The sequence below is a fragment of the Plantactinospora sp. KBS50 genome (assembly GCF_002285795.1).
In the GTDB taxonomy this organism is placed as follows: domain Bacteria; phylum Actinomycetota; class Actinomycetes; order Mycobacteriales; family Micromonosporaceae; genus KBS50.
Genome location: NZ_CP022961.1, coordinates 5051162 through 5071724 on the forward strand (window position 1 = coordinate 5051162; position 20563 = coordinate 5071724).

Genomic DNA, 20563 nt, shown 5'->3' on the forward strand with positions numbered 1-20563 from the left:
TGGTCGCTGGCTGGGACCACTGCGGCTGGTCGACGGAACACGGGCGGGCGCCGTTAGGTTAGGCTTTCGCCCGGCAGGGGGCGGTAGCTCAGCCGGTTAGAGCAGTCGACTCATAATCGATCGGTCACGGGTTCGAGTCCCGTCCGCCCCACCAGCCAAAACAGGCACTTGAAGATCACCATTTCGGGGCGTTGGGTGCACCGCGGGACCGGAAACGGTCCTACCGCTGCCGCTCCCGACGCGGCGGGAACGGCACTCGGGCGGTGCCGGCCTGGACGCCGGTCGGAGGCCCCGCTTCTCCGCCGACGGCTCCGCCCGCTTCCTGCCTCCGGAGTATCGGAGTGAACGTCGATGACGGGGCCGACCGGGGTGAAGCCGACCAGTTGCTGGACGCCAGCCATCGCCGCACCGCCGGCCCCCGGAAGCCACCCAGATGCGCGATCCTGGCAGCGAGCTGGCGCGAGACCGCGGGCGAACGGTCACGGTAAGTTGTCCGGGTGGCGGGGCCAGGGATGGCGCGGGTGCAGATCTGGACCGACGGTCTGGGCTGAGGTAACGGCCCGCCCGCGCCGAGTCGGGCGGACAGGCCAGTACTCAGCGGTCAGCTCGGACTGCGATGGATGCGTCGGAGGCCGAACCCGATCAGGAGTGCGCTGAGGGCGAGGTAGAGCGCGGTCTCGATCAGCTGGAACGGCCAGTACCGGTGGTGGGGTTGGTAGGTGATGTCGACGTGGAGGTCGAGGTTGCCCAGGCACACCGCGAGGTCGCCGAAGGTGCCGGTTGCCCCGGTTGGTGGTGCGTCGTAGAAGCAGTCGTCGAAGACCGCCTCGGGCAGCGGCTGGCCGTCCGCGGTCTGCAGCTCGCTCACGTCGGTGACCCAGGCGTCGGGGACGTTCAGGCCCTTGACGACCGCACCGCCGGTGAGGCTGCCGAGGCCACGGGCCTGGTTGATGGCTTCGGTGGTCATGTCGAGCGAGAGCCGTTCCGGCGGCAGGTAGTGCGGCCGGACCAGGTTCGGCATGGCGAACTGGACGACGATGACCGCGAGCATGGTCAGGGCGATCGCGGGCACGGTACGGCGTAGCAGGAGCCCGACGATGGTCACGAGCGCGAAGCCGAACACGGTGTAGGCGACCGGTGCGATGTTACGGGCGCCGAACATGATGGTGCTGAACCGGTGGTCGGCGACCAGGTCGACCGGGCCGGCTGCCCAGGTGAGCAAGGCGCTGGCCACACTGGCCACGGCCGCGCTTGCCGTACCGACGACCAGGACCTTGACGGCGAGCCAGCGGCGGCGGGTGACGCTCTGGTTCCACACCAGCCGATGGGTGCCGGTCTCGATCTCGCGGGCCACGAGCGGCGCGCCCCAGAACGCGCCCACGACGGCGGGGATGAGACCGAACCCTGCGGCGATGAACAGCAGGGTGTTCTCGTACTCGCTGCGGAACTGGCTCATCAGCGCTTCGCAGTCGCCCAGGCTCTGGCAGCGGGCACGGTAGGCGTCGTAGGAGTCGTGGATGTCTATGCCGAGGACGACCAGGTAGACGGCGAAGCCGGTCAGGGCGGCCAACCCGACCAGCGCCGGTACGCGGAACTGCCGCCAGCTCAACCACATCATCGCCGCACCTGCCCGACCGTAGCGGTGATGCGGGTGGTGGATGCGCTGCGGGTGAGGTAGCTGAGGACGAGTTCCTCCAGCGGGACGGGCTCGACCCTGCCCGGCAGCAGCGGCGGCACCGGGTCGGCTCGTACCACGGCGCGGCTGTGCCGGTCGGTGTGTTCTAGCTGGATGACCTTCACCTCGCGGGGAAGCTGGTCGAGCGCGCGCCGGGGAGCGGTGAGCCGGCGGTGGGTGGCGAGCAGGTCCGGTACGTCTCCGGCGAGCTGTACCCGGGCGTCGCACAGTACGACTAGGTGGTCGCAGACCCGTGCGACGTCGGTGAGCAGGTGTGAGGAGAGGACGGCGCTGGCGCCCAACTCGGCCACGAAGTCCGTCAGGCTCTGGAGGAACCGGTTGCGGGCCAACGGGTCCAGCGCGGCGGCGGGCTCGTCGAAGATAAGCAGCTCGGGGCGTTTCGCGGCGGCGATCGTCAACGCGAGCTGGGCACGCTGCCCGCCGGAGAGGCGGCCTGCCTTCTGGGTCGGGTTGAGTCCGACCTCGGCCAGCCGCCGCTCGGCCAGGGCGTGGTCCCACGCTGGGTTCAGCCGGGCACCCAGGCGCAGGTGGTCGGCCACGGTGAACGAGGCGTACACGGGTGTGTCCTGGGCGACGAAGCCCACCCTCGCCAGGTGGGACGCGTCGGCAGCCGGCCGTGCCCCCAGCACCCGCAGGGTGCCGGCGGTCGGTTGGATCAGTCCGCAGGCGAGTTGCAGCAGCGTCGACTTGCCGGCGCCGTTCGGGCCGACCAGACCGACCACCCGGCCTCGCGGTATCCGGAGGTTGAGATCGGTCAGGGCCGGCCGGCGGCGGTACCGCTTGGTCAGGCCCTCGGCGTGCAGCGCGAGTGCAGAGTCCTCATGTGGCATGGCCCCATCCTGCGAACGGAGGCCCGCCCAGACACCGGTCGGAAGCATGGTTCCCGCGCCGATGACCGTACTTTCGACCGGTTCGCCGGCCGGCGGACGTTCCTAGCCTCAGGGGCATGGGTGCTACAGGCCGGCCGACTGGGCTGGAAGGAACCATGGTCAACATCGGGCTGGGGGTGGTGTTCCTCGCCGGGATCGCCACGACTGCGTACCTGCTCATCGATAGTTGGGGCGGTGCGTACTGGATCTTCAACGGCGTCATCGGTGCGGTGGTGTGCACGCTCGCGCTGCTGCGCGAACGGCAGCGGGCGTGGGCCGCGACCGGTGGCCTCGCCATCGCGGCGATCGCCCTGGTGGTCTCCGTCGTTGCCGACCTGCCCCGCGAGCCAGGCCCGGTCACAGCCCTGGCGCTGTGCGTGCTGATCGGCTCCGCCCTCAGGGGGCTGCCGGTGCCGTGGGCGGTCGCCATCGCCGCCGGCGGGCTGGCGGTCGGGGTCAGCACGCTCGCGTCCGGTTCGGTGGTCGCGCTGTTCGCCGCGCTCGGGTGGCCGGTGGCCGTGGCGACCGGCGTGGTCATGCGCGCGGTCGACCGCTCGTCCGGCGACCCAATAGCCTCGGTACGGTGAACCTTCCAGGCCGCTGGGTCGGGTTGGCGTCCTCGGCCACGCTCGGGGTGCTGTTCGTCACGGCGATCGTGGTGCAGGCGGTGGCCATCGCCCAGAGTTGGGGTGCCCGCTACTGGCTCTTCGGCGGCTGCGCCGCGGCCGTAGTGTGCCTGCTCGCGCTGGTGCGCCACCGGCACCGGACAGGGACGGCGGTCGCGGGACTGGCCATTGCCGCGGTGGCGGTCGGCGTTGCGCACATCGCCCACCTGCCGGCCGAGCCGGGACCGGCCCTGGCGCTGGGCCTCGCGGTGCTGGTCGGCTCCGCGATCAGAGCGCTGCCACCGGCGCCGGCCGCCGTCGTCGCCGGCACCGCCCTCGCGGTCGTCGCCGGCAGCCACCTGGCAGGTCGCCCGTCCGCCGCCGGGATCTCGGCCGCGACGGTGATCGGCGGGGTGGCCTGGCTCGCCGCCGTGGCGGTCGGGCTTGGGCTGCGGCTGCTGGACCAGCGGGCCCGCGCCACCGCCGCGCAGGTGCGGCAGGCCGAGCGGCAGGAGCTGGCCCGGGAGCTGCACGACCTGGTTGCCCACCACATTACTGCCATGCTGGTCCAGGCCCAGGCGGCGCAGATCGTCGCTCGCCGCAGCCCCGAGAAGGCAGCCGAGTCGTTGTCCGGCATCGAAGACGCGGGCGCGGAGGCCCTCACCGCGATGCGCCGCATCGTCGGGCTGCTACGCGACACCGACGACGCGGCGCCCGTCGCGCCCGGACCGGAACAGCTCACCGCACTGGTCGCACGCTTCAACCGGCACGGGCCAACCGTGCGGCTGTACCCGCCGGACGGGCGCGTGCCCGGGCCGCCGGAGGTGACCAGCACCATCTACCGGATCGTGCAGGAGGCGCTGACCAACGTGTCCCGGCATGCGCCGCACGCCCACGGGGTCACCGTCACCCTCGACCAGGACCCGCCGGGCCACCTGACCGTCGAGATCACCGACGACGCGCCGCCGGCCCGGCTCCGCCACCGCGGCGGGTACGGCCTGATCGGTATGCGCGAACGGGTCGAGGTGCTCGGCGGCACGCTGACCGCCGGTCCTCGACCCGCCGGTGGCTGGTGCGTGCGGGCCACCCTGCCCTCGCCCGCGGGGGAGCGCCGATGACGATCAAGGTGCTACTCGCCGAAGACCAGGCGATGATCCGCAGTGGGCTGCGGCTCATCCTCGAAGACCAGCCCGACATCCGCGTGATCGCCGAAGCATCCGACGGGGTGGACGCGGTCGCCCGGGCCCGGCAGCTGCGACCGGACGTGTGCCTGGTCGACATCCGGATGCCGCGGCTGGACGGCATCGAGGTCACCCGCGCGCTGGCCGGGCGAGGCGTCGCCTTCCCGTTGCGGGTCATCGTGGTCACTACCTTCGACCTGGACGAGTACGTCTACGGTGCGCTGCGCGGCGGTGCGGTCGGCTTCATCCTCAAGGACGCCGGCCCCACGCTGCTGGTGGAGGCCGTCCGGGCTGCGTACCAGGGTGACGCCCTGATCTCACCGTCGATCACGTCGCGGCTGCTGCGCCACCTCACCGCGGCCGGACGATCCGGCCCCACCCCCCGGCCGTCATCGCCCCTGACCGACCGCGAGATCGAGGTCATCCGCGCGGTCGCCCGCGGCCGCACCAACCAGGAGGTCGCCGCGGAGCTGTTCATTTCCCTGAGCACGGTCAAGACGCACCTGTCCACGATCATGTCCAAGCTCCAGCTGCGTAACCGGGTCGAGATCGCCGCCTGGGCCTGGGAGAACCGCGTTATAGACAGCGCCTGAGCCGCTACTCCGGCCGCCCCAGCACCGGCCTCTGCTCCCGGGCCCCAGCAGTTGCGCATTCACCAGCGCCGCACCGGTCACCCAGCACCTGGCGCGGGACGGTTGGCACCCAACCAGGCCGCATACGGGTCCTCCGCGACTCCATGGGATTGGCAAGGTCAAATCAGCCGGAGGTCGAGTCCGTTATCCGCGTCCGCGGGACGCCAGAGCCTGGTCCGCGTACGCCCAGAGGCGATCGGCGGCGGCCGGGTCAACCGCGTGCGCGGCGACCCCTCCGGTGGCCTCCGGGCCGCCGGCCACCACCTCGACCTCCTGGTTGTCGTCGAAGTACCGGCCCGTGACCCCCTCGACCAGCGGCGACGCGGCCAGCAGCACGGTGGTCGCGGCGCCCTGTTCACGCGTCTTGAAGTAGGGCTGCTCGATGCGATTGCCCGCCTCGTCCATCGCCCCGAACGCGCGCAGCGTCTCGTCGTCCATGTGGCGCTGGAGGTTGGTGGTGATGAAGCCGGGGTTGAGGGCGTTGGCGGTGATCCCGGCCGTGGCCCAGTGCCGGCTGATGCCGACGGCGAGCAGGACCACCGCGGCCTTTGACCGACCGTACGCCGACCACGGGTCGTACGGCTGCCGTTCGAACTGCGGGTCGTCGAAGTCGAATGCCTCCCGCAGGTGTGCTCCGGAGCTGACGAGCACCACCCGGGCCGAGTCGGCGGCGCGCAGTTCGTCGTGCAGGCCGCGGGCGAGTGCGAAGTGGCCGAAGTAGTTCGTGCCGAGCTGAAGCTCCCAGCCCTGCGGGGTGAGCTGTCTGGTCGGGATCGCCATGATCCCGGCATTGGCGACCAGCACGTGCAGCGGCCCCGTCCAGGCGGCGACGAAGGCGTCGACCGAGGCCAGGTCGGCCAGGTCGAGGGCGGCGGCGCGTACGGCGCCGGGTCCGGGTCCGGCGAACTCCGCCACCATGGCGTCGGCGCTCGCCGGGTTGCGGGTGGCGACGGTGACCTCCGCCCCGGCGCCGGCCAGGGCGCGGACCGTCTCCGCGCCGATGCCGGAGGCGCCGCCGGTGACGATCATCCGGCGATCGGTGAGATCGACGCCGTCGAGGATCTCGCTGGCGGTGGTGCGGGCGGTGAACGGGGTGGCGACTCGGGTGTGGGCTGTCATGACCTCGACGCTACAAGTGAATATTCTGAAATGTCCGTTGTCTGGGATCCGCGACCTGCCGGTCGTCGCCCGTCGACCGGGCCGAGCACCGGCGACTCGTCGAGACGCTCAACCTGACCTGACCGGCGCCGCTCAGATGCCCTGGCCGGCGACGACCGACAGGAGTTGGAGCTTCCCGTGGCTCTCGCTGCCCGGGGTGGCGGTGAAGACCTGCAGCGCCTGGGACTGGTCGGGGTCGACGAGGATCTGGCAGTGCAGTTCGAGGAGCCCCAACTGCGGATGCCGGATGATCTTCGGACCACAGTGCGGCCCCGGCACCGGGTGCTCGCGCCAGAGCGCCGCGAACTCCGGACTGCGCACCAGCAGCGCGTCGACGATCCGCCCGGCCCACGAGTGCCGCCCGTCCCGGGTGTACGCGTGATGCAGGTCGGCGGCGATGAGACGGCTCTGTCCCGGGTGTTCCTCGACCGGGTGGAGGCGCCGGGAATCCGGGTCGGCGAACCACCGGTAGTGCAGGCTGCGCGCGAGGCCGGTGTGTGCGGTCTCGTCGCCCAGCAGTGCGCTCGCCAGCCGGGTCTGGACCAGCGTTTCGCCGAGGCTGCTCACCACCTGCGCGGCCGCGTCGCCGAGGCCGTCGAAGATGCGCATCATGCCGGGGTTGATGTGGTCGGTGCGGGGCGAGCGCCGGGGTGTGGGATAGCCGCCGAGTCGGAAGAGGTGGTCCCGCTCCTGCAGGGAGAGCCGCAGACCACGGGCGATCGCCGCGAGCATCTGCTCGGACGGGCGCGGGCCGCGCTGCTGCTCGATCCGGCTGTAGTAGTCGGTCGACATGTCGCTGAGCGCGGCGACCTCCTCGCGCCGCAGCCCACCGGTGCGCCGCAGCCGCTGCCCACGGGGCAGCCCGACGTCCTCGGGTTGCAGCGCCTCGCGCCGGGTCCGGAGGAACTCGGCGAGCCGGGCACGGTCCATGCTGACTCCCTTTCGGATCGCGGCGCTCCGGTCAAGGGGCGCCGCACGGCAACCTCGTGCCTCACCCGGCGAACGCGACCTGGGCCAACTGTTCCGAGACGGTCCAGAGCCGGGCCGCGTCGGCGGTGTCGCGGGCCGACCGGTAGATGGCGAGTTCGGTCGGGCCGCCGGTGAACTGGCCGAACCCGTCCGGCCCGTAGAACCTGCCACCGCGCGCGTCGGGACTGGTCGCCGCGTGCAGGGCGGGCAGCAGGCCGGCGTCGACGGCCTGCACGAACAGGCCCCACCGCAGCAGCCGCCGCAGCACGGCCTCGTGCGCCGACGGCCGGGAGCGGCCCAGGTTCGGGCCGGCGGCGTACAGGTTGGTCATGGTGGTACCCGGGTGGGCGACGTTGCTGATGATGCCCCAGCCGGCCGCCCGGCTGCGCCGGTCCAGTTCCAGACCGAAGTGCAGGGTGGCGAGCTTCGACCGGTTGTACGCCCCGACCGGCGAATACCTCCGCTCGCTCTGCAGGTCGTCCCAGTCGAGCTTCCCGTAACGGGCGGCGCTGCTCGACATCGTGGTCACCCGCGCCCGCCCGGCCCGCAGCAACGGCAGCAGGCCGGCGGTCAGCGCCACGTGGCCGATGTGGTTCGTCCCGAACTGCAGCTCAAGGCCGTCGGTGGTGGTGTGCCGGGTCGGCGGGGTCATCACCCCGGCGTTGTTGACCAGGATGTGGATCGGACGTCCCTCGTCGCGCATGGTGTCGGAGAACGCCCGGATCGAGCCGAGTGAGGCGAGGTCGAGGTTCCGGGTGGAGATGGTCGCCCCCGGCACCGCCGCCCCTACCTTTCCGGCTGCCGCGGCACCCTTGTCCGGATTCCGTACCGGCAGCACCACCTCGGCGCCGGCCTGGGCCAGCCGCCGGGCGAGTCCGAGGCCGAGACCGTCGCTGCCGCCGGTCACCACGGCAAGCTTTCCGGTCAGCTCGGGTACGGTCACGCTCTCCACAACAACTCCCTGGTAGACGGTGTTTCCGACGGCTGCAACGGTCACACCGCGAGACGGCGGGCAACCAGGGATGGACAGTCCCTGGCTACCGTCTGCGAACAGCGGATCAGCTCGGCGAGATCACGGATCAGCTCGGCGACCGGCCGTCCTTGAGCAGATCGAGGATCCGAACCAGGGGAACGTCAACCGTCACTCGGGCGCGGATTGCGCCGGCGGCGCGGGTAGCAGCGCGTTCCGCATCATCGCCGCCAGCCACCGGCGGAAAGTGTCCTCGGTCCATCCCTGCTGCGAGACCAGAGCCGCGTAGTGCGCCGGATCATTGAAGATCCACAGGACGTCGGTCGCGGTGGCCGGGTCGAGTTCCGCGGCGAGCGGGCCGAGTTCCAGCGCCCGTGCGACGACCATCTCGGCTCCTGCGCGACGGTTGGCCTGCAACACCGTCCACAGCTCGGCGGCTTCGGGCGCGTCGTCGGTCGCCCGGCGGACGGCCTCGAACAGCGGCGCGGCGCGGCGGGCGATGACGAGACAGACCTCGGCGTACGCGTCCAGGACCGCCGCGGGGGTGGTGGCCTTCCAGACGGGTTGGAACCAGGGCCGCTCGGCGACCGGAACGGGAGCATCGTCGCCCGCCAGCGCCTGGTCCAGGACCTGCTTGAGCAGTGCGGCCTTCGAGCCGAAGACGGCGAAGACGGTAGGGCGGGCCACGCCGGCGCAGGACGCGATGTCGGCCAACGAGGTCGAGGCGTATCCCCGCTCGACGAACATGGCGCCGGCCGCGTCCACGATCGCCTGCCGGGTACGACGTGCGCCCTCGCTGCGGGTCGCCGACGTGTACCGCCGCCGTGGCTTCTTGTTGTTGTTGACCGTGCCCGTCACGCAACTCATACTAGGGGAGCATTCAATAGACACCGGTATGATGAAATGAGGAAGCGATGACCGAGGACACCCAGATGCGTCCCTACCTGCGGCGGGACGGCGAGGGGGAATCCTTGTGGTTTCTCGGCAGCCTGGTGACCGTCAAGGCGGCCGGCGAACAGACCGGCGGTCGGCTGACGGTCGTCGAGTTCGTCAATCCGCCCGGCTTCGCGCCGCCGCTGCACCGGCACCTCGACGAGGACGAGATGTTCTACATCCTGTCGGGAGACGTGCGGTTCATCTGCGCCGGCGAGGACTTCGCGGCCGGCCCCGGGGACTTCGTCCTGCTGCCGGCGCGATTGCCGCACACCTTCATCGTCGGCGCCGACGAACCGCTGCGCACCCTGCAACTGACCACACCGTCCGGCTTCGAACACTTCGCCGCCGAGGCAGGCGAGCCCGCCGGGTCACGACGGCTGCCGGACCCGGGGCCCATCGACCCCGTCGCGCTGGGCCACGCCGCCGCCCGGCACGCCATCGAGCTTCTTGGCCCCCACCACTGCCCTGACCGGCCCCGACGCGGCTCTGCGACCCAGCTCACTTTCCTATATACATTAGGCAAGTGCCTAGTAAGGTTAGGTGAGCTGACCAACGGTTGCGGAAAGGGAGGGTCGCCGTGGCGAGAGCGGGTGTGACGCCGGAACGGCTGATACGGGCCGGCGCCGAGTTGGCCGACGAGGTGGGCTTCGACGCGGTCACCATCTCGGCGCTCGCCCGGCACTTCAACATCAAGGTCCCGAGCCTGTACTCCCACGTCAGCAACACGCGCGACCTCAAGATCCGGATCGCGCTGTCCGCCCTCGACGAACTGGCCGACCGCAGCGCAGCGGCCCTCGCCGGCCGGGCGGGCAGGGACGCGCTCGTCGCCCTGGGGAACGTGTACCGCGACTACGCCCGGGAACACCCCGGCCGGTACGCCGCGACCCGCCTGCGGCTCGACCCGCAGGTCGCGGCCGCCAGCGCCGGACCCCGGCATGCGCAGATGCTGCGGGCGATCCTGCGCGGCTACCACCTGACCGAGACCGAACAGACCCATGCCGTACGGCTGATCGGCAGCACCTTCCACGGCTACATCAGCCTGGAACTGGCCGGCAGCTTCGACCACAGCGAACCGAGTTCACAGGAGTCCTGGACACGGGTCATGGATGGCCTGGACACCCTGCTGCGCAACTGGCCTGCCGAACAACCCCGGAGGTGAAGTCATCAACACCTGGATCACCACACCGATCACCGCCGCCCTCGTCCGCGGCGCGAACGAGCTGGAAACCACCGCGCACGGCGTGCGGCCGCACCGGTTGCCGGCCTGGGCGCGCGCCCAGGGTCCCGGCCCGCAACTGGACATGGTCGAGGCCCAGTCCTCCGGCGTACGGATCAGCTTCCGCACCTGTGCCACCGCTGTCGAGCTCGACGCCCTGGCCACCCGGCGGGGGTACACCGGATTTCCGGCCCGCCCGGACGGCGTCTACGACCTCCTGGTCGACGGGCGCCTGACCGCCCAGCGCAGCGTGCCCGGGGGAAACCTCATCGCCATCGACATGGCCACCGGCGGCACCGACTTCCGGGCCGGACCGGCCGGCACCGTGGCCTTCAGCGGACTGCCCGCCACCGACAAGGACGTCGAGATCTGGCTGCCGTGGGACGAGATCACCGAGATCGTGGCCCTGCGGACCGACGCACCGATCGAGCCCACCACCGGCGGCAACCGACCGGTGTGGCTGCACCACGGCAGTTCGATCAGCCACGGCTCCAACGCCGCGAGCCCGTCGACCACCTGGTCGGCGATCGCCGCCGCCCGCGGCGGTGTGGAGCTGATCAACCTGGGGCTCGGCGGCAACGCCCTGCTCGACCCGTTCACCGCCCGCACGCTGCGGGACACGGCGGCCGACCTGATCAGCGTCAAGATCGGCATCAATCTGGTGAACGCCGACCTGATGCGCGTGCGTGCCTTCGCCCCGGCGGTGCACGGCTTCCTCGACACGATCCGCGAGGCACACCCCGACGTTCCTCTCCTGGTCGTCTCGCCGATCTTCTGCCCGATCCACGAGGACACCCCCGGCCCCGGCGCCTTCGACATCGACGCGCTGCGCGAGGGTCGGATCGCCTTCGTGTCCACCGGCGACCCCGCCGAACGTGCCGCCGGCAAGCTGACGCTGCGGGTGATCCGCGACGAGTTGGCCCGCATCGTGACGGAACGGGCCGCCACCGACCCGAACCTGCACTACCTGGACGGGCTCGACCTGTACGGCGAGGCCGACTTCGCCGAGCTGCCGCTGCCTGACCGGTTGCACCCGGACGCCGCCGCCCACCGCCGCATGGGCGAACGTTTCGCGACCCTGGCCTTCGCCGGTGGCGGGCCGTTCGCCGCCGCCGACAACGGCCGAGGTGACCGCGGGTAGGGCTGGCTCCGCAGCCGCACCGCTGGAACGTCAGGCGGCGGGTGCGCGGCGGCACGCCGCGCCGCGCGGCCGAGTCGAAAACCGGTTGCGCCCGTGGTGCCGTTCTTGCAGCGTACAGGCGTGATCAATGCGGTTCGACTGCTTGCGGCCTACGACGAACAGCTTCGGACCGACGCCGAGACGGCCAGCGCGGTCTCGGTCGCCCGGCACGGGCCGCTGCACCTGGCGACCTTCGTGGGTGGCCGCGGTTTTGTCACCTACCGCGATCTGGGCGGCGCGGACGCCGCCACGATCCGGCGGCTCGTCCCGGCGGCGCTCGCCCACTACCGGGCAGACCCCGAGATCGACCGGGTCGAGTGGAAGACGCGTGGCCACGACCATGCGCCGGGGTTGCCCGAGACGTTGCTGGAAAACGGGTTCGTCGCCGACGCACCCGAGTCGATCATGCTCGGCGAGGCCCGGCTGCTGGCCGTCGACGTTCCGCTGCCCGACGGCGTGACGCTGCGCCGGGTCAGCGACGAGGCGGACGTGCGCGCGATGAGCGCCATGCAGAACGAGGTCTTCGGCGTTCCCGTCGGCGACGACCTGGCCGACGGCCTCCTGGACCGGATGGCCCGCGACGACGGGATGGAGTTGTGGGTCGCCGAGGCCGCGGGACGGATCGTCAGCGCCGGCCGGCTGGAGCCGGTGCCGGGGACCGACTTCGCCGGAATCTGGGGCGGTGCGACGCGTACGCGGTGGCGCGGTCGTGGGATCTACCGCGCGCTGACCGCGGCCCGGGCCCGTTCGGCGCTCGATCTGGGCAAGACCCTCATCAACAGCGACTCCACCGAGTACTCGCGCCCGATCCTCGAACGCTCCGGTCTGGTCAAGGTCTCCACGACGACGCCCTACCACTGGCGGCGGTGAGCGTCCCGGCCGCCGCGCCCTTGCGCCTGTGACGGGCCGGGGCCGACGCACGGCCCCGGCCCGTCGCGGTGGGTTGCACCCAGGGCGCGGCCTAGTTGCAGGTGGCGCCGTTGAGCTTGAAGCCGGTGGGGGCTCCGTCGTTGCCGGTGTGGTTGGCCTGGTACCCGATGGTGGTCGAGCCGCCCGCCGGCAGGGCACCGTTGTAGCTGGCGTTGGTCGCGGTCACCGTCCCGCTGGTCGGCGAGTAGGTGGCGCTCCAGCCGGAGACGATCGTCTGCCCGGAGGGCAGCGTGAAGGTCAGGGCCCAGCCGTTGATGGCGGCGGTGCCGGTGTTGGTGATCGTGATGTTGTTGGTCAGCCCGGTGTTCCACGCGTTGACCGCGTTGGTGACCCGGCAACTGCCGGTGCCGCCGGGGCTGGTCGTGGGCGAGGCGGTCGGCGACGCGGTCGGCGACGCCGTGGGCGAGGCGGTGGGCGACGCCGTCGGTGAGGCGGTCGGCGAGGTCGTCGGCGAGGTGCCTCCGGCCGCGCTGATGATGGCGCTGATGATGCCCTGCTGGGTCACCGTGGCCGAACTGCGGTTGAACAGGCCGAAGCCGTACTGGCCGTTGTAGCCGTTGTCCCAGTACGCGGTGGCGGCGCCGTACTTCTTGGAGGTGGACACCAGCGCGCGGGCGAAGTTCGCCCGGTACGTGTTGTTCGCCGAGTCGGCGGACGTCTTGTCGATCGCGCCGTACTCACCGACGAACACCGGATATCCGCGCACGACGAAGGCGTCGTACATCTTCTTCAGCATGGTGTCCATGTAGTCTTCCTGTCCCCAGGTCGACTTCTTCGACGAGTTGGTCGCCGCCGCTCCCCACTGGGTGATGTTGCCGTCCTCCTGGCCCGTGAAGTCCCAGGGGTCGTAGTAGTGGACGGAGATCATGATCCGCTGCTCGCCACTGGGGATGGAGCTGGACCGGTACTGGTCGGTGGGCAGCACGAAGCCGTAGTTGCCCGCGGTGTACTCGATGTTCGTGTTCCAACCCGGGACGAGCAGCCACCGCGAGGCGTTGGTGCCGCCGGTCTGCCGGACGGTGTCCACGAAGATCTGGTTGTACGCGTTGATGTTCGAGTAGCACGTGGAGGTCGGGTTGCCGTACTGCCCGTCGAACTCCTCGTTCATGGACTCGAAGATCAGATGGTCGTTGTAGCTCTGGAACTTCGTCGCGATCTGTTGCCAGACCTTCTGGTACTTGGCCTTGATCGTGGTCTGGTCGGACGCGTCGCAGATCAACCAGGATCCGGTGATGGTCTTGTAGCCGTCGCCGTGCATGTTGATCAGCACGTAGAGGCCCTGGTTGTAGGCGTAGTCGACGACCTCTTTGATCCGGTTCAGCCACGCGGAATCGACCGTGTAGTTCGGGCCGGCGCCGATCTTCCCCAGGTAGGAGACCGGGATGCGGATCGTCTTGAAGCCCGAGGCCTTGACCCGGTCGATGAGGGCCTGCGTGATGACCGGGTTGCCCCACGCCGTCTCGCTGGGGATCCCGTTGGAGTTCGCCTCCAACTGGTTCCCCAGGTTCCAGCCGGCGCCCATGTCGGCGACCAGTTGCGGGGCGGTCAGTTGGACCGCGGCGTCGGCCGAGGCCGACCTTGTCACGCCGTACACGGCTCCGGCAAAGGCCAGGGTGGCGGCGACGAATGCGAGCCCGGCCCTCCTTACTGTCGAACTCATGGATCTTCCTCTCGTACGGTATCGATCGCTGGGACCGGCGGTGTCTCCGGTCCGCGCCGGGCGAAGGACGTCGCCACGGACGCGCCAACATGGCCATCGAAGCGCTTCGATTGAGCCTAGTCAAGGGCTGGGCGCGATCGACGACGCCCGGCCGGCGCGGTCGGCGGAACGGGTGGCGGCGCGAACGGTAAAATCGGAGTCGTGACTCCGCTAAACCGAACGTACGGGCTGACCGCCCCGGTTGGCCGGGCCGGCCAGCGGCGGTTGCGGGCGGACGCGCAACGCAACCGGGCCCGGCTGCTCGCGGCCGCCGAGGAGGTCATCGCCGAACGCGGCGCCGGGGCGTCCACCGAGGAGATCGCCCGGGCCGCCGGGGTGGGCGTCGGAACGCTGTTCCGGCACTTTCCCAGCAAGGAGGAGCTGCTGTCGGCGGTGTACGCGGCCCGGCTGCACGACCTGGCGGACCGGGCCGGCGAGATGATCGGCGCGGACGACCCGACCGCCGGGCTTCGCACCCTGCTGACCTACGTCGTGCAGCACTGCGCCGGGAGGAACACCCTGGTCGCGGCGCTCGCCGAGGCCGGGGTCGACCCGGACGACGAGTCGACCCGCGCGGCCAAGCGGGCGTACTCGGAGGCGCTGGCGGGGCTGCTGGACCGGACCCGCCGCGCCGGCGCCCTCCGCGCCGACGTGGGCCTGCCGGAACTGCACGCGCTGATCGTCGGCGCCGCACGCGCCGCCGAGATCACCCCCGATCCGCAGGTACGCGCCCGCGCGCTGGCGGTGGTCCTCGACGGTCTCCGCCCGCCGGCCGGGTGACCGCCCACCGCGCCCCCGACCCGCCCGGCGGACGCCGCGCCCCGACCCGCCCGGCGGACGCCGCGCCCCCGACCCGCCCGGTGAACGCCGGACCGTGACCACCGCCGAGGTCAGCGCCGGTCGACGGCCCGGTCCCGCCGGTTGCCGTCGCTGCCCCGGTCGGCCCGGGACAGCGCGTTCGGCCACCAGATCCGCGGCCCGATGTCGTACGTGAGGGCGGGCACCAGCAGCGAGCGGACGACGATGGTGTCCAGCAGCACGCCCACGGCCACCGCGACACCGATCTCCACGAGCACGACCAGCGGCAGCACGGCGAGCGCCGAGAAGGTGGCGGCGAGCACCACCCCGGCCGAGGTGATCACCCCGCCGGTGACGATGAGGCCGTGCAGCGTGCCCGCCCGGGTGCCCCGCTTGCAGGACTCCTCGCGGACCCGGGTCATCAGGAAGATGTTGTAGTCGATCCCCAGGGCCACCAGGAAGACGAACGCGAACAGCGGGAAGGCCGCGTCCACGCCGGGAAAACCGAAGACGTACGTGAACAGCAGCGCGCAGAGCCCGAGGGTGGCCAGGAACGACAGCACCACGGTGCCGATCAGCAGCAGCGGCGCGACGATCGAGCGCAGCAGCAGGGCGAGGATCACCGCGATGACCCCGAGGACCACCGGAATGATCACGTTCCGGTCCCGGACCGAGGCGTCGGCGTTGTCCAGGTCGATCGCCGTGAAGCCGCCCACCACGGCCCCCGCGTCGGGCACCGCGTGCACGGCGGTACGGATCTGCCGTACCGTCTCCTCGGCCGCGCTGCTGTCGGCCGGCGCGGTGAGCGTGGCCTGCAACTGGACCCGGCCGTCGACGACCTTCGGCGCCGCCGCGTCCTGCCCGCCGGCGGTGTCCGGCGCCGCGCCCGCGGACTCGCCCGCCGCCGACACCGCCTGCACCGAGGCGACCCCGGGGACTGCCCTGGCCACCTCGGCGACCTGGGTGGCGACGCCGGCCGCGGTGAAGATGGTCACCGGACTGCCCTGGCCGCCGGGGAAGTGCTGGGCGATGACCCGCTGGCCGACCTTCGACTCGGTGTTCTGGATGAACTGCTCGGTCTGGCCCAGCTTGGTGTTGCCCAACTGGGTGAGGCCGAAGGCGAGCGCCACCAGCGCGAGCGAGGTGACCAGCCAGATCGGCCGGGACCGGCGGCCGACGAACCTGCCCACCGGGGACCACACCCGGCCGATGCTGTCCTTGTCGTCGTCGTGCGGCACCCGCGGCCAGAACGCCCAGCGGCCGCCCAGCAGCAGCAGCGCCGGCAGCAGGGTGAGCATCACGACCAGGGTGGCGGCGATGCCGATGGCGGACACCGGCCCGAGCGACCGGTTGGAGTCGAGGCTGGACAGCAGCAGGCCGAGCAGGCCGGCGATGACCGTGACCCCGGAGGCGAGGATCGCCGGGGCGGCCCCCCGCCAGGCCGCCCGGATGGCGTCCACCGCCCGCAGGTGGTGGTGCAGTTCCTCCCGGTACCGGGCGATCATCAGCAGCGCGTAGTCGGTGCCGGCGCCGAAGACCAGCACCGTGAGGATGCCCTGGGACTGGCCGTCGAGCTTGATCACGTCGGCGCGGGCCAGGAGGTACACCGCGACGGCCGCCGTCGCGTACGACATGCCGGCCGCCAGCAGCGGGATGACCCAGAGGATCGGACTGCGGTACACGATCAGCAGGATGACCAGCACCACGCCGAGGGTGACCAGCAGCAACGGCCCGTCGATCGAGGCGAAGACCTCGACCAGGTCGGCGAGGATGCCGGCCGGCCCGGCCACGTGCACGGAAAGCCCGTCCCCACCCGTACCGGCGATCTCGCGGAGTTCGTCGCTTACCGACCGGATGTCGTCGCCCACCGCGCTGTCGATGGGCACCACGACCTCCAGCGCCTGGCCGTCCTGGCTGGCTATCGGCGGCGGCAGCGGGCCGACCACCCCGGGCACCTGGGCGAACCGCTGGGCGTCGGCGGTCGCCCGGTCCCGGTCCGCGGCGGTGATCCCGCTGGTCCGCTCATACACCACCAGGGCGGGGGTGGTCTGCCGCTCGACGAAGCCGTCGGCCAGATTCTGCGCCCGGGTCGCCTCGGCGCCGGCCGGCAGGAACGCCGCGTTGTCGTTGGTGGTCACCTGAGAGAGCCGGCCCGCGTACGGACCGGCCACGGCGGCGAACACCAGCCAGCCCACCACCACGGCCACGGCGATGGACACCGCCGTACGGGTCCGCATCATCCACCTCAACCCAGTCATCGACGCAACGACCTGGGCACCCGGGTCGCTCCCGCGACCGGACCGGTACGGGAGGCGGACGGCCGAACCCCGGATAAGACGATGCCCGCCGGACGGGGCCGGCGGGCGACGATCGGAAGAAAAAGCTCCCCCGTTTGGACTCGAACCAAAAACCTGCCGGTTAACAGCCGGCTGCTCTGCCAATTGAGCTACGGGGGATCGCGTCTGGCCGGCGCCGGATCTCTCCCGCGCCGCGCGACGGCATAAGAGTACAGGACGATCCGCCCCCCGGGTCGACCGGGTTACCACCTGCGAATCCGGGTCCGATGGGTGCGTCCCCTCGCGAACAGGTATGGGCGACGCGCAGGATGGGTAGGTAACCAAGCACAGACGACGCAGGCGCGACACTAGACAGCCCGGACTAGGATCCGGGAGCAACCGAGCGTCAGGTACGAAAGGAGCCGCCATGCGCGGAAAGCTTCTGTTCATCGGCGGGCTGGCTACGGGCTTCGTCCTGGGCGCCCGCGCGGGTCGGGAGAAGTACGAGGAGCTGGTCCTCAGGGGCCGTAAGGTCCTCGACCACCCCACCGTCCAGGAGGCCGCCGGGGTTGCCCAGGCGCAGGCCAACCGCCTGTATGCCGAGGGCAAGGACCGGCTCAGCCAGACCAAGCTGGGTGAGAAATTCGCCGCAGGAAACGACACCACCACCGAATTGACCTCCGCGGACCGGGCCTTCGCCGGCACCCCGGCCGGGACCTCGACGACCGGCTCCACCGGTACGCCGGGCAGCACCGGCTCGCGGGGCAAGACCTCAAGCGGTGGCGCTGGCACCAACGGCAGCACTCTGTAGCACCGGGGTACGAGGGGGTCGGCGGCCCACGGGTCGCCGGCCCCCTCGTCGTGCCCGGCCGGAGCTGGGCCGGCCGGAGCTGGGCCGGCCGGGGCCGGGCCGGCCGGGGCTGGATCAGCGGGTCAGCGGTGCCGGGTCACGGCCGCGCCGGTGAGGTCGGCCAGCACGGCCCGGACGTCGGCCGGCAGCGGGGCGGCCGACAGCGCCACCCGGGCGGCGTCGGCGCGCACCTTGATCATTCTTTCCACCTCGTCCCGCGCCCCGGTCGCCGCGATGATCTCCCGCAGTTCGGCCGCCCCCGCGGCGTCCAGCCCGGGGTTGCCGAACAGCGCCCCCAGCCGGGCCGCCTGGTCCGCATCGGCCATCGACCTGGCCAGCGCGACCAGCACGGTCGGCTTGCCCTCGCGCAGATCGTCCAGGATCGGCTTGCCGGTCACGGCCGGGTCGCCGAACACCCCGAGCAGGTCGTCACGGAGCTGGAACGCGTCGCCGAGCGGGTCGCCGAACTCGGCCAACGCCACCAGCAGCCCCCGGCCCGCGCCGGCGAGCGCGGCGCCGATCTGCAGCGGACGGGTCACCGTGTAGCGCGCCGTCTTCAACCGGACCACGGTCAGCGCCCGGTCGACCGAACCGCCGCGGACCCCGGAGAGCAGATCCAGGTACTGCCCGGAGATGACCTCGGTCCGCATGGTCGCGTAGACCCGGGTTCCGCGCTGGATCGCCGCGGCGTCCAGGCCGCACCCGGCGAACATCTCCGCCGACCAGGCCGCGCAGAGCGCGCCGCTGAGCAGCGCGGCGTCCCGCCCGTACGCCGCCGGGTCGCCGCGCCAGGCCGAGCGGCCGTGCAGTTCCGACAGCTGCCGGTGCACCGAGGGGCTGCCCCGGCGCAGGTCGCTGCCGTCCATGATGTCGTCGTGGATCAGGGCGAACGCGTGGAACAGCTCCAGCGCGGCCGCCGCGGTCACGATGGGCCGCTGGTCTCCCCCGCCGGCGCCACGCCAGCCCCAGTAGCAGAAGACCGGGCGCACCCGCTTCCCGTCGGCCAGCACGAACCGCCGGATCAGGTCGAACGCCTCGGCCGACAGGCCGAGCCGGTCGCCGTTTCCCTGCCGCCGGTCCAGGAATTCCCGCAGTTCGGCGTCGACCCGCTGCCGCAGCGGCGGGTCGGCCGGCGATCCGCCGGGGACGGGCCCGCGCATCCTCCGCTCCCTCCCACCGCCGGCGGCCGGACCGGACCCGGTGAACCGGGTCCGGTCGGCGACAGTGGGCCCCACGCCCGTGCGCCGGTCGGCATTCAGGGACAACGATAGCGGTGAGTCGAGTTTGGACTCCGCGGGCGTACCTCCGGCCCCCTCAGCCCAGATCGGACGGGCGGTCCCGGTCCTGCAGCTTGCGGTCGTCGCGCAGTTGCACGTACGGCTCCTTGTCCATCGGGCGCAGCCCGGCCGCGATGGCCCGGCCGCGCTCCAGCTCCGCGTCCAGTTCGGCGCCGAGCAGGACGGCCAGGTTGGTCAGCCACAGCCAGACCAGGAAGATGATCACACCGGCCAGGGTGCCGTAGGTCTTGTTGTACGAGCCGAAGTTGGCCACGTAGAACGCGAAGGCACCCGAGACGATCATCCAGATGACGACGGCGAAGACGCCGCCCGGGGTGATCCAGCGGAACCCGCCGTGCCGGGCGTTGGGCGCGGCCCAGTAGAGGATGGCGAAGGTCAGGCCGACCAGCATCAGCAGCACCGGCCACTTGGCCACGTCCCAGACGGTGACCACGGTCGAGCCCAGCCCCAGGGCACCACCGGCCCGCTCGGCGAACCGGCCGGTGAACACCACGATGAACGCGCTGGCCAGCACCATCAGCCCGACCACGCCGGTGACGCCGACCCGGATCGGCAGCGTCTTCCAGATGGGCCGCCCCTCCGGCACGTCGTAGATCGCGTTCGCGGCCCGCATGAACGCGCCGATGTAGCCGGAGGCCGACCAGTACGCGCCGAGCAGACCGAGGGCGGCGACCAGGCCGGCGCCCCGGCTCTCCTGCAACTGCCGCATGGAACTGGTGACGATGTCCTTGACCTGCGGCTGCGGCACCATGCCGGTGAGGGTGTCCTGCAACGACGCCTGCGTGTCGTCGGGCAGCAGGCCGAGGATCGAGACCAGCACCAGCAGGGCGGGGAACAGCGACAGCATGCCGTAGTAGGTCAGCGCGGCGGCCCAGTCGGTGAGGTTGTCCCGCTGGAACTCCTTCACCGTCCGCCGCAGCGCCGCCCAGATGCTGGAGCCGGAAAGTCCGGTCGGGCTGTCCGGACCCTCGTCCGGACCGACCGGAGCGGCCGACCCCTCACCGGCGGAGCCGTCGACGTCCGGATCGACCGGCCGGTCGGCGCCGTCGACCGGACCGACCACGGCGTGCTCCGGAGCGGCCGCGGCGTGGTCCGCGGTAGCGTCACCGGCGTGCTCCGGAGCGGGCCGGGCGTGCTCCGCGCCGCCCCGGGTCTGGCCCGGGCCGCCCCGGGCGTGCTCCGCGCCACCCCGGGCGGATTCGGCCGGCTGCTCGGTGCCCATGGCCCCTCCCTCGTAATCGGCTGCGTCCGGACTATGCCCAGGCCGCTGACCGGCTAACCGTGCGTGGCGGGCGGGTCG

The 20563-nt window shown here is 71.7% G+C and carries 19 protein-coding genes and 2 tRNA genes; 10 read left to right on the top strand and 11 right to left on the bottom strand.

Annotation, left to right across the window (positions count from 1 at the left end):
- Positions 1 to 77: 77 nt before the first annotated feature.
- Positions 78 to 154 (top strand) — tRNA-Ile (locus CIK06_RS21660).
- A 447-nt stretch (positions 155 to 601) separates the two neighbouring features.
- Here the strand turns inward: CIK06_RS21660 and CIK06_RS21665 are convergent.
- Positions 602 to 1618: an ABC transporter permease subunit gene (locus CIK06_RS21665; RefSeq protein ID WP_095566348.1), complete on the bottom strand. Its 1017-nt coding sequence runs from the start codon at positions 1616 to 1618 to the stop codon at positions 602 to 604.
- Positions 1615 to 2526 (bottom strand): ABC transporter ATP-binding protein, encoded by a 912-nt coding sequence (locus CIK06_RS21670; RefSeq protein WP_095566349.1) that lies wholly within the window; start codon positions 2524 to 2526, stop codon positions 1615 to 1617. Before CIK06_RS21670 ends, CIK06_RS21665 begins: the two co-directional genes overlap by 4 nt.
- A 116-nt stretch (positions 2527 to 2642) precedes the next feature.
- Here CIK06_RS21670 and CIK06_RS21675 point away from each other — a divergent pair, with 116 nt between their 5' ends.
- The 3 genes from CIK06_RS21675 to CIK06_RS21685 are packed head-to-tail and all read left to right on the top strand — an operon-like array spanning position 2643 to position 4944.
- Positions 2643 to 3152, top strand: coding sequence for a hypothetical protein (locus CIK06_RS21675; RefSeq protein WP_198347963.1), 510 nt, complete (start codon positions 2643 to 2645; stop codon positions 3150 to 3152).
- Positions 3149 to 4288, top strand: a complete 1140-nt coding sequence (locus tag CIK06_RS21680) for a sensor histidine kinase (protein ID WP_095566351.1) — start codon at positions 3149 to 3151, stop codon at positions 4286 to 4288. The genes CIK06_RS21675 and CIK06_RS21680 overlap by 4 nt, the downstream gene beginning before the upstream one ends.
- Positions 4285 to 4944, top strand: coding sequence for a response regulator transcription factor (locus tag CIK06_RS21685; protein ID WP_095568028.1), 660 nt, complete (start codon positions 4285 to 4287; stop codon positions 4942 to 4944). Before CIK06_RS21680 ends, CIK06_RS21685 begins: the two co-directional genes overlap by 4 nt.
- Before the next feature lie 183 nt (positions 4945 to 5127).
- Here the strand turns inward: CIK06_RS21685 and CIK06_RS21690 are convergent, their stop codons facing one another.
- The 4 genes from CIK06_RS21690 to CIK06_RS21705 all read right to left on the bottom strand — a co-directional run bounded on the left by CIK06_RS21690 (position 5128) and on the right by CIK06_RS21705 (position 8938).
- The gene (locus CIK06_RS21690; RefSeq protein ID WP_095566352.1) at positions 5128 to 6102 is read right to left on the bottom strand and encodes an SDR family NAD(P)-dependent oxidoreductase; all 975 of its coding nucleotides are present in this window, start codon (positions 6100 to 6102) and stop codon (positions 5128 to 5130) included.
- Positions 6103 to 6234: 132 nt separating this feature from the next.
- Entirely contained in the window at positions 6235 to 7071 is an 837-nt protein-coding gene (locus CIK06_RS21695; protein WP_095566353.1) for a helix-turn-helix transcriptional regulator, read from the bottom strand.
- A gap of 61 nt (positions 7072 to 7132) precedes the next feature.
- Positions 7133 to 8062, bottom strand: coding sequence for an SDR family oxidoreductase (locus tag CIK06_RS21700; RefSeq protein WP_095566354.1), 930 nt, complete (start codon positions 8060 to 8062; stop codon positions 7133 to 7135).
- Between the two features lie 189 nt (positions 8063 to 8251).
- Positions 8252 to 8938: a TetR/AcrR family transcriptional regulator gene (locus CIK06_RS21705; protein ID WP_232533784.1), complete on the bottom strand. Its 687-nt coding sequence runs from the start codon at positions 8936 to 8938 to the stop codon at positions 8252 to 8254.
- A gap of 56 nt (positions 8939 to 8994) precedes the next feature.
- On the opposite strand from CIK06_RS21705, the gene CIK06_RS21710 reads away from it, so the two are divergent.
- The 4 genes from CIK06_RS21710 (at position 8995) to CIK06_RS21725 (ending at position 12282) form a co-directional block, all read left to right on the top strand.
- The gene (locus CIK06_RS21710) at positions 8995 to 9612 is read left to right on the top strand and encodes a quercetin 2,3-dioxygenase (protein WP_095566356.1); all 618 of its coding nucleotides are present in this window, start codon (positions 8995 to 8997) and stop codon (positions 9610 to 9612) included.
- Positions 9594 to 10175, top strand: coding sequence for a TetR/AcrR family transcriptional regulator (locus CIK06_RS21715; protein WP_095566357.1), 582 nt, complete (start codon positions 9594 to 9596; stop codon positions 10173 to 10175). The genes CIK06_RS21710 and CIK06_RS21715 overlap by 19 nt, the downstream gene beginning before the upstream one ends.
- Positions 10123 to 11373: a GDSL-type esterase/lipase family protein gene (locus CIK06_RS21720; protein WP_095566358.1), complete on the top strand. Its 1251-nt coding sequence runs from the start codon at positions 10123 to 10125 to the stop codon at positions 11371 to 11373. The genes CIK06_RS21715 and CIK06_RS21720 overlap by 53 nt, the downstream gene beginning before the upstream one ends.
- A 120-nt stretch (positions 11374 to 11493) precedes the next feature.
- Positions 11494 to 12282 carry a GNAT family N-acetyltransferase gene (locus tag CIK06_RS21725; RefSeq protein WP_095566359.1) on the top strand — a complete coding sequence of 263 codons (789 nt, stop codon included), beginning with the start codon at positions 11494 to 11496 and terminating at the stop codon, positions 12280 to 12282.
- 91 nt (positions 12283 to 12373) lie between these two features.
- On the opposite strand, the gene CIK06_RS21730 is transcribed toward CIK06_RS21725, so the two are convergent.
- On the bottom strand, positions 12374 to 14002 hold the full coding sequence (locus CIK06_RS21730; protein ID WP_095566360.1) for a cellulase family glycosylhydrolase: 1629 nt from the start codon (positions 14000 to 14002) through the stop codon (positions 12374 to 12376).
- 201 nt (positions 14003 to 14203) lie between these two features.
- Between CIK06_RS21730 and CIK06_RS21735 the strand changes: the two genes are divergently transcribed.
- Complete coding sequence (locus CIK06_RS21735) at positions 14204 to 14821, top strand: TetR/AcrR family transcriptional regulator (protein WP_198347964.1); 618 nt, start codon at positions 14204 to 14206, stop codon at positions 14819 to 14821.
- A 110-nt stretch (positions 14822 to 14931) separates the two neighbouring features.
- Here the strand turns inward: CIK06_RS21735 and CIK06_RS21740 are convergent, their stop codons facing one another.
- A complete protein-coding gene (locus CIK06_RS21740) occupies positions 14932 to 17097 on the bottom strand; it encodes an MMPL family transporter (protein WP_232533785.1) in 2166 nt (721 codons plus the stop codon).
- Positions 17098 to 17222: 125 nt separating this feature from the next.
- Positions 17223 to 17295: transfer RNA gene (locus CIK06_RS21745), tRNA-Asn, on the bottom strand.
- 247 nt (positions 17296 to 17542) lie between these two features.
- Here CIK06_RS21745 and CIK06_RS21750 point away from each other — a divergent pair.
- Complete coding sequence (locus CIK06_RS21750; RefSeq protein WP_095566363.1) at positions 17543 to 17926, top strand: hypothetical protein; 384 nt, start codon at positions 17543 to 17545, stop codon at positions 17924 to 17926.
- A 122-nt stretch (positions 17927 to 18048) separates the two neighbouring features.
- On the opposite strand, the gene CIK06_RS21755 is transcribed toward CIK06_RS21750, so the two are convergent.
- Positions 18049 to 19125 (bottom strand): polyprenyl synthetase family protein, encoded by a 1077-nt coding sequence (locus CIK06_RS21755; protein WP_095566364.1) that lies wholly within the window; start codon positions 19123 to 19125, stop codon positions 18049 to 18051.
- 154 nt (positions 19126 to 19279) lie between these two features.
- The gene (locus tag CIK06_RS21760; protein WP_095566365.1) at positions 19280 to 20485 is read right to left on the bottom strand and encodes a YihY/virulence factor BrkB family protein; all 1206 of its coding nucleotides are present in this window, start codon (positions 20483 to 20485) and stop codon (positions 19280 to 19282) included.
- Positions 20486 to 20563: the final 78 nt, after the last annotated feature.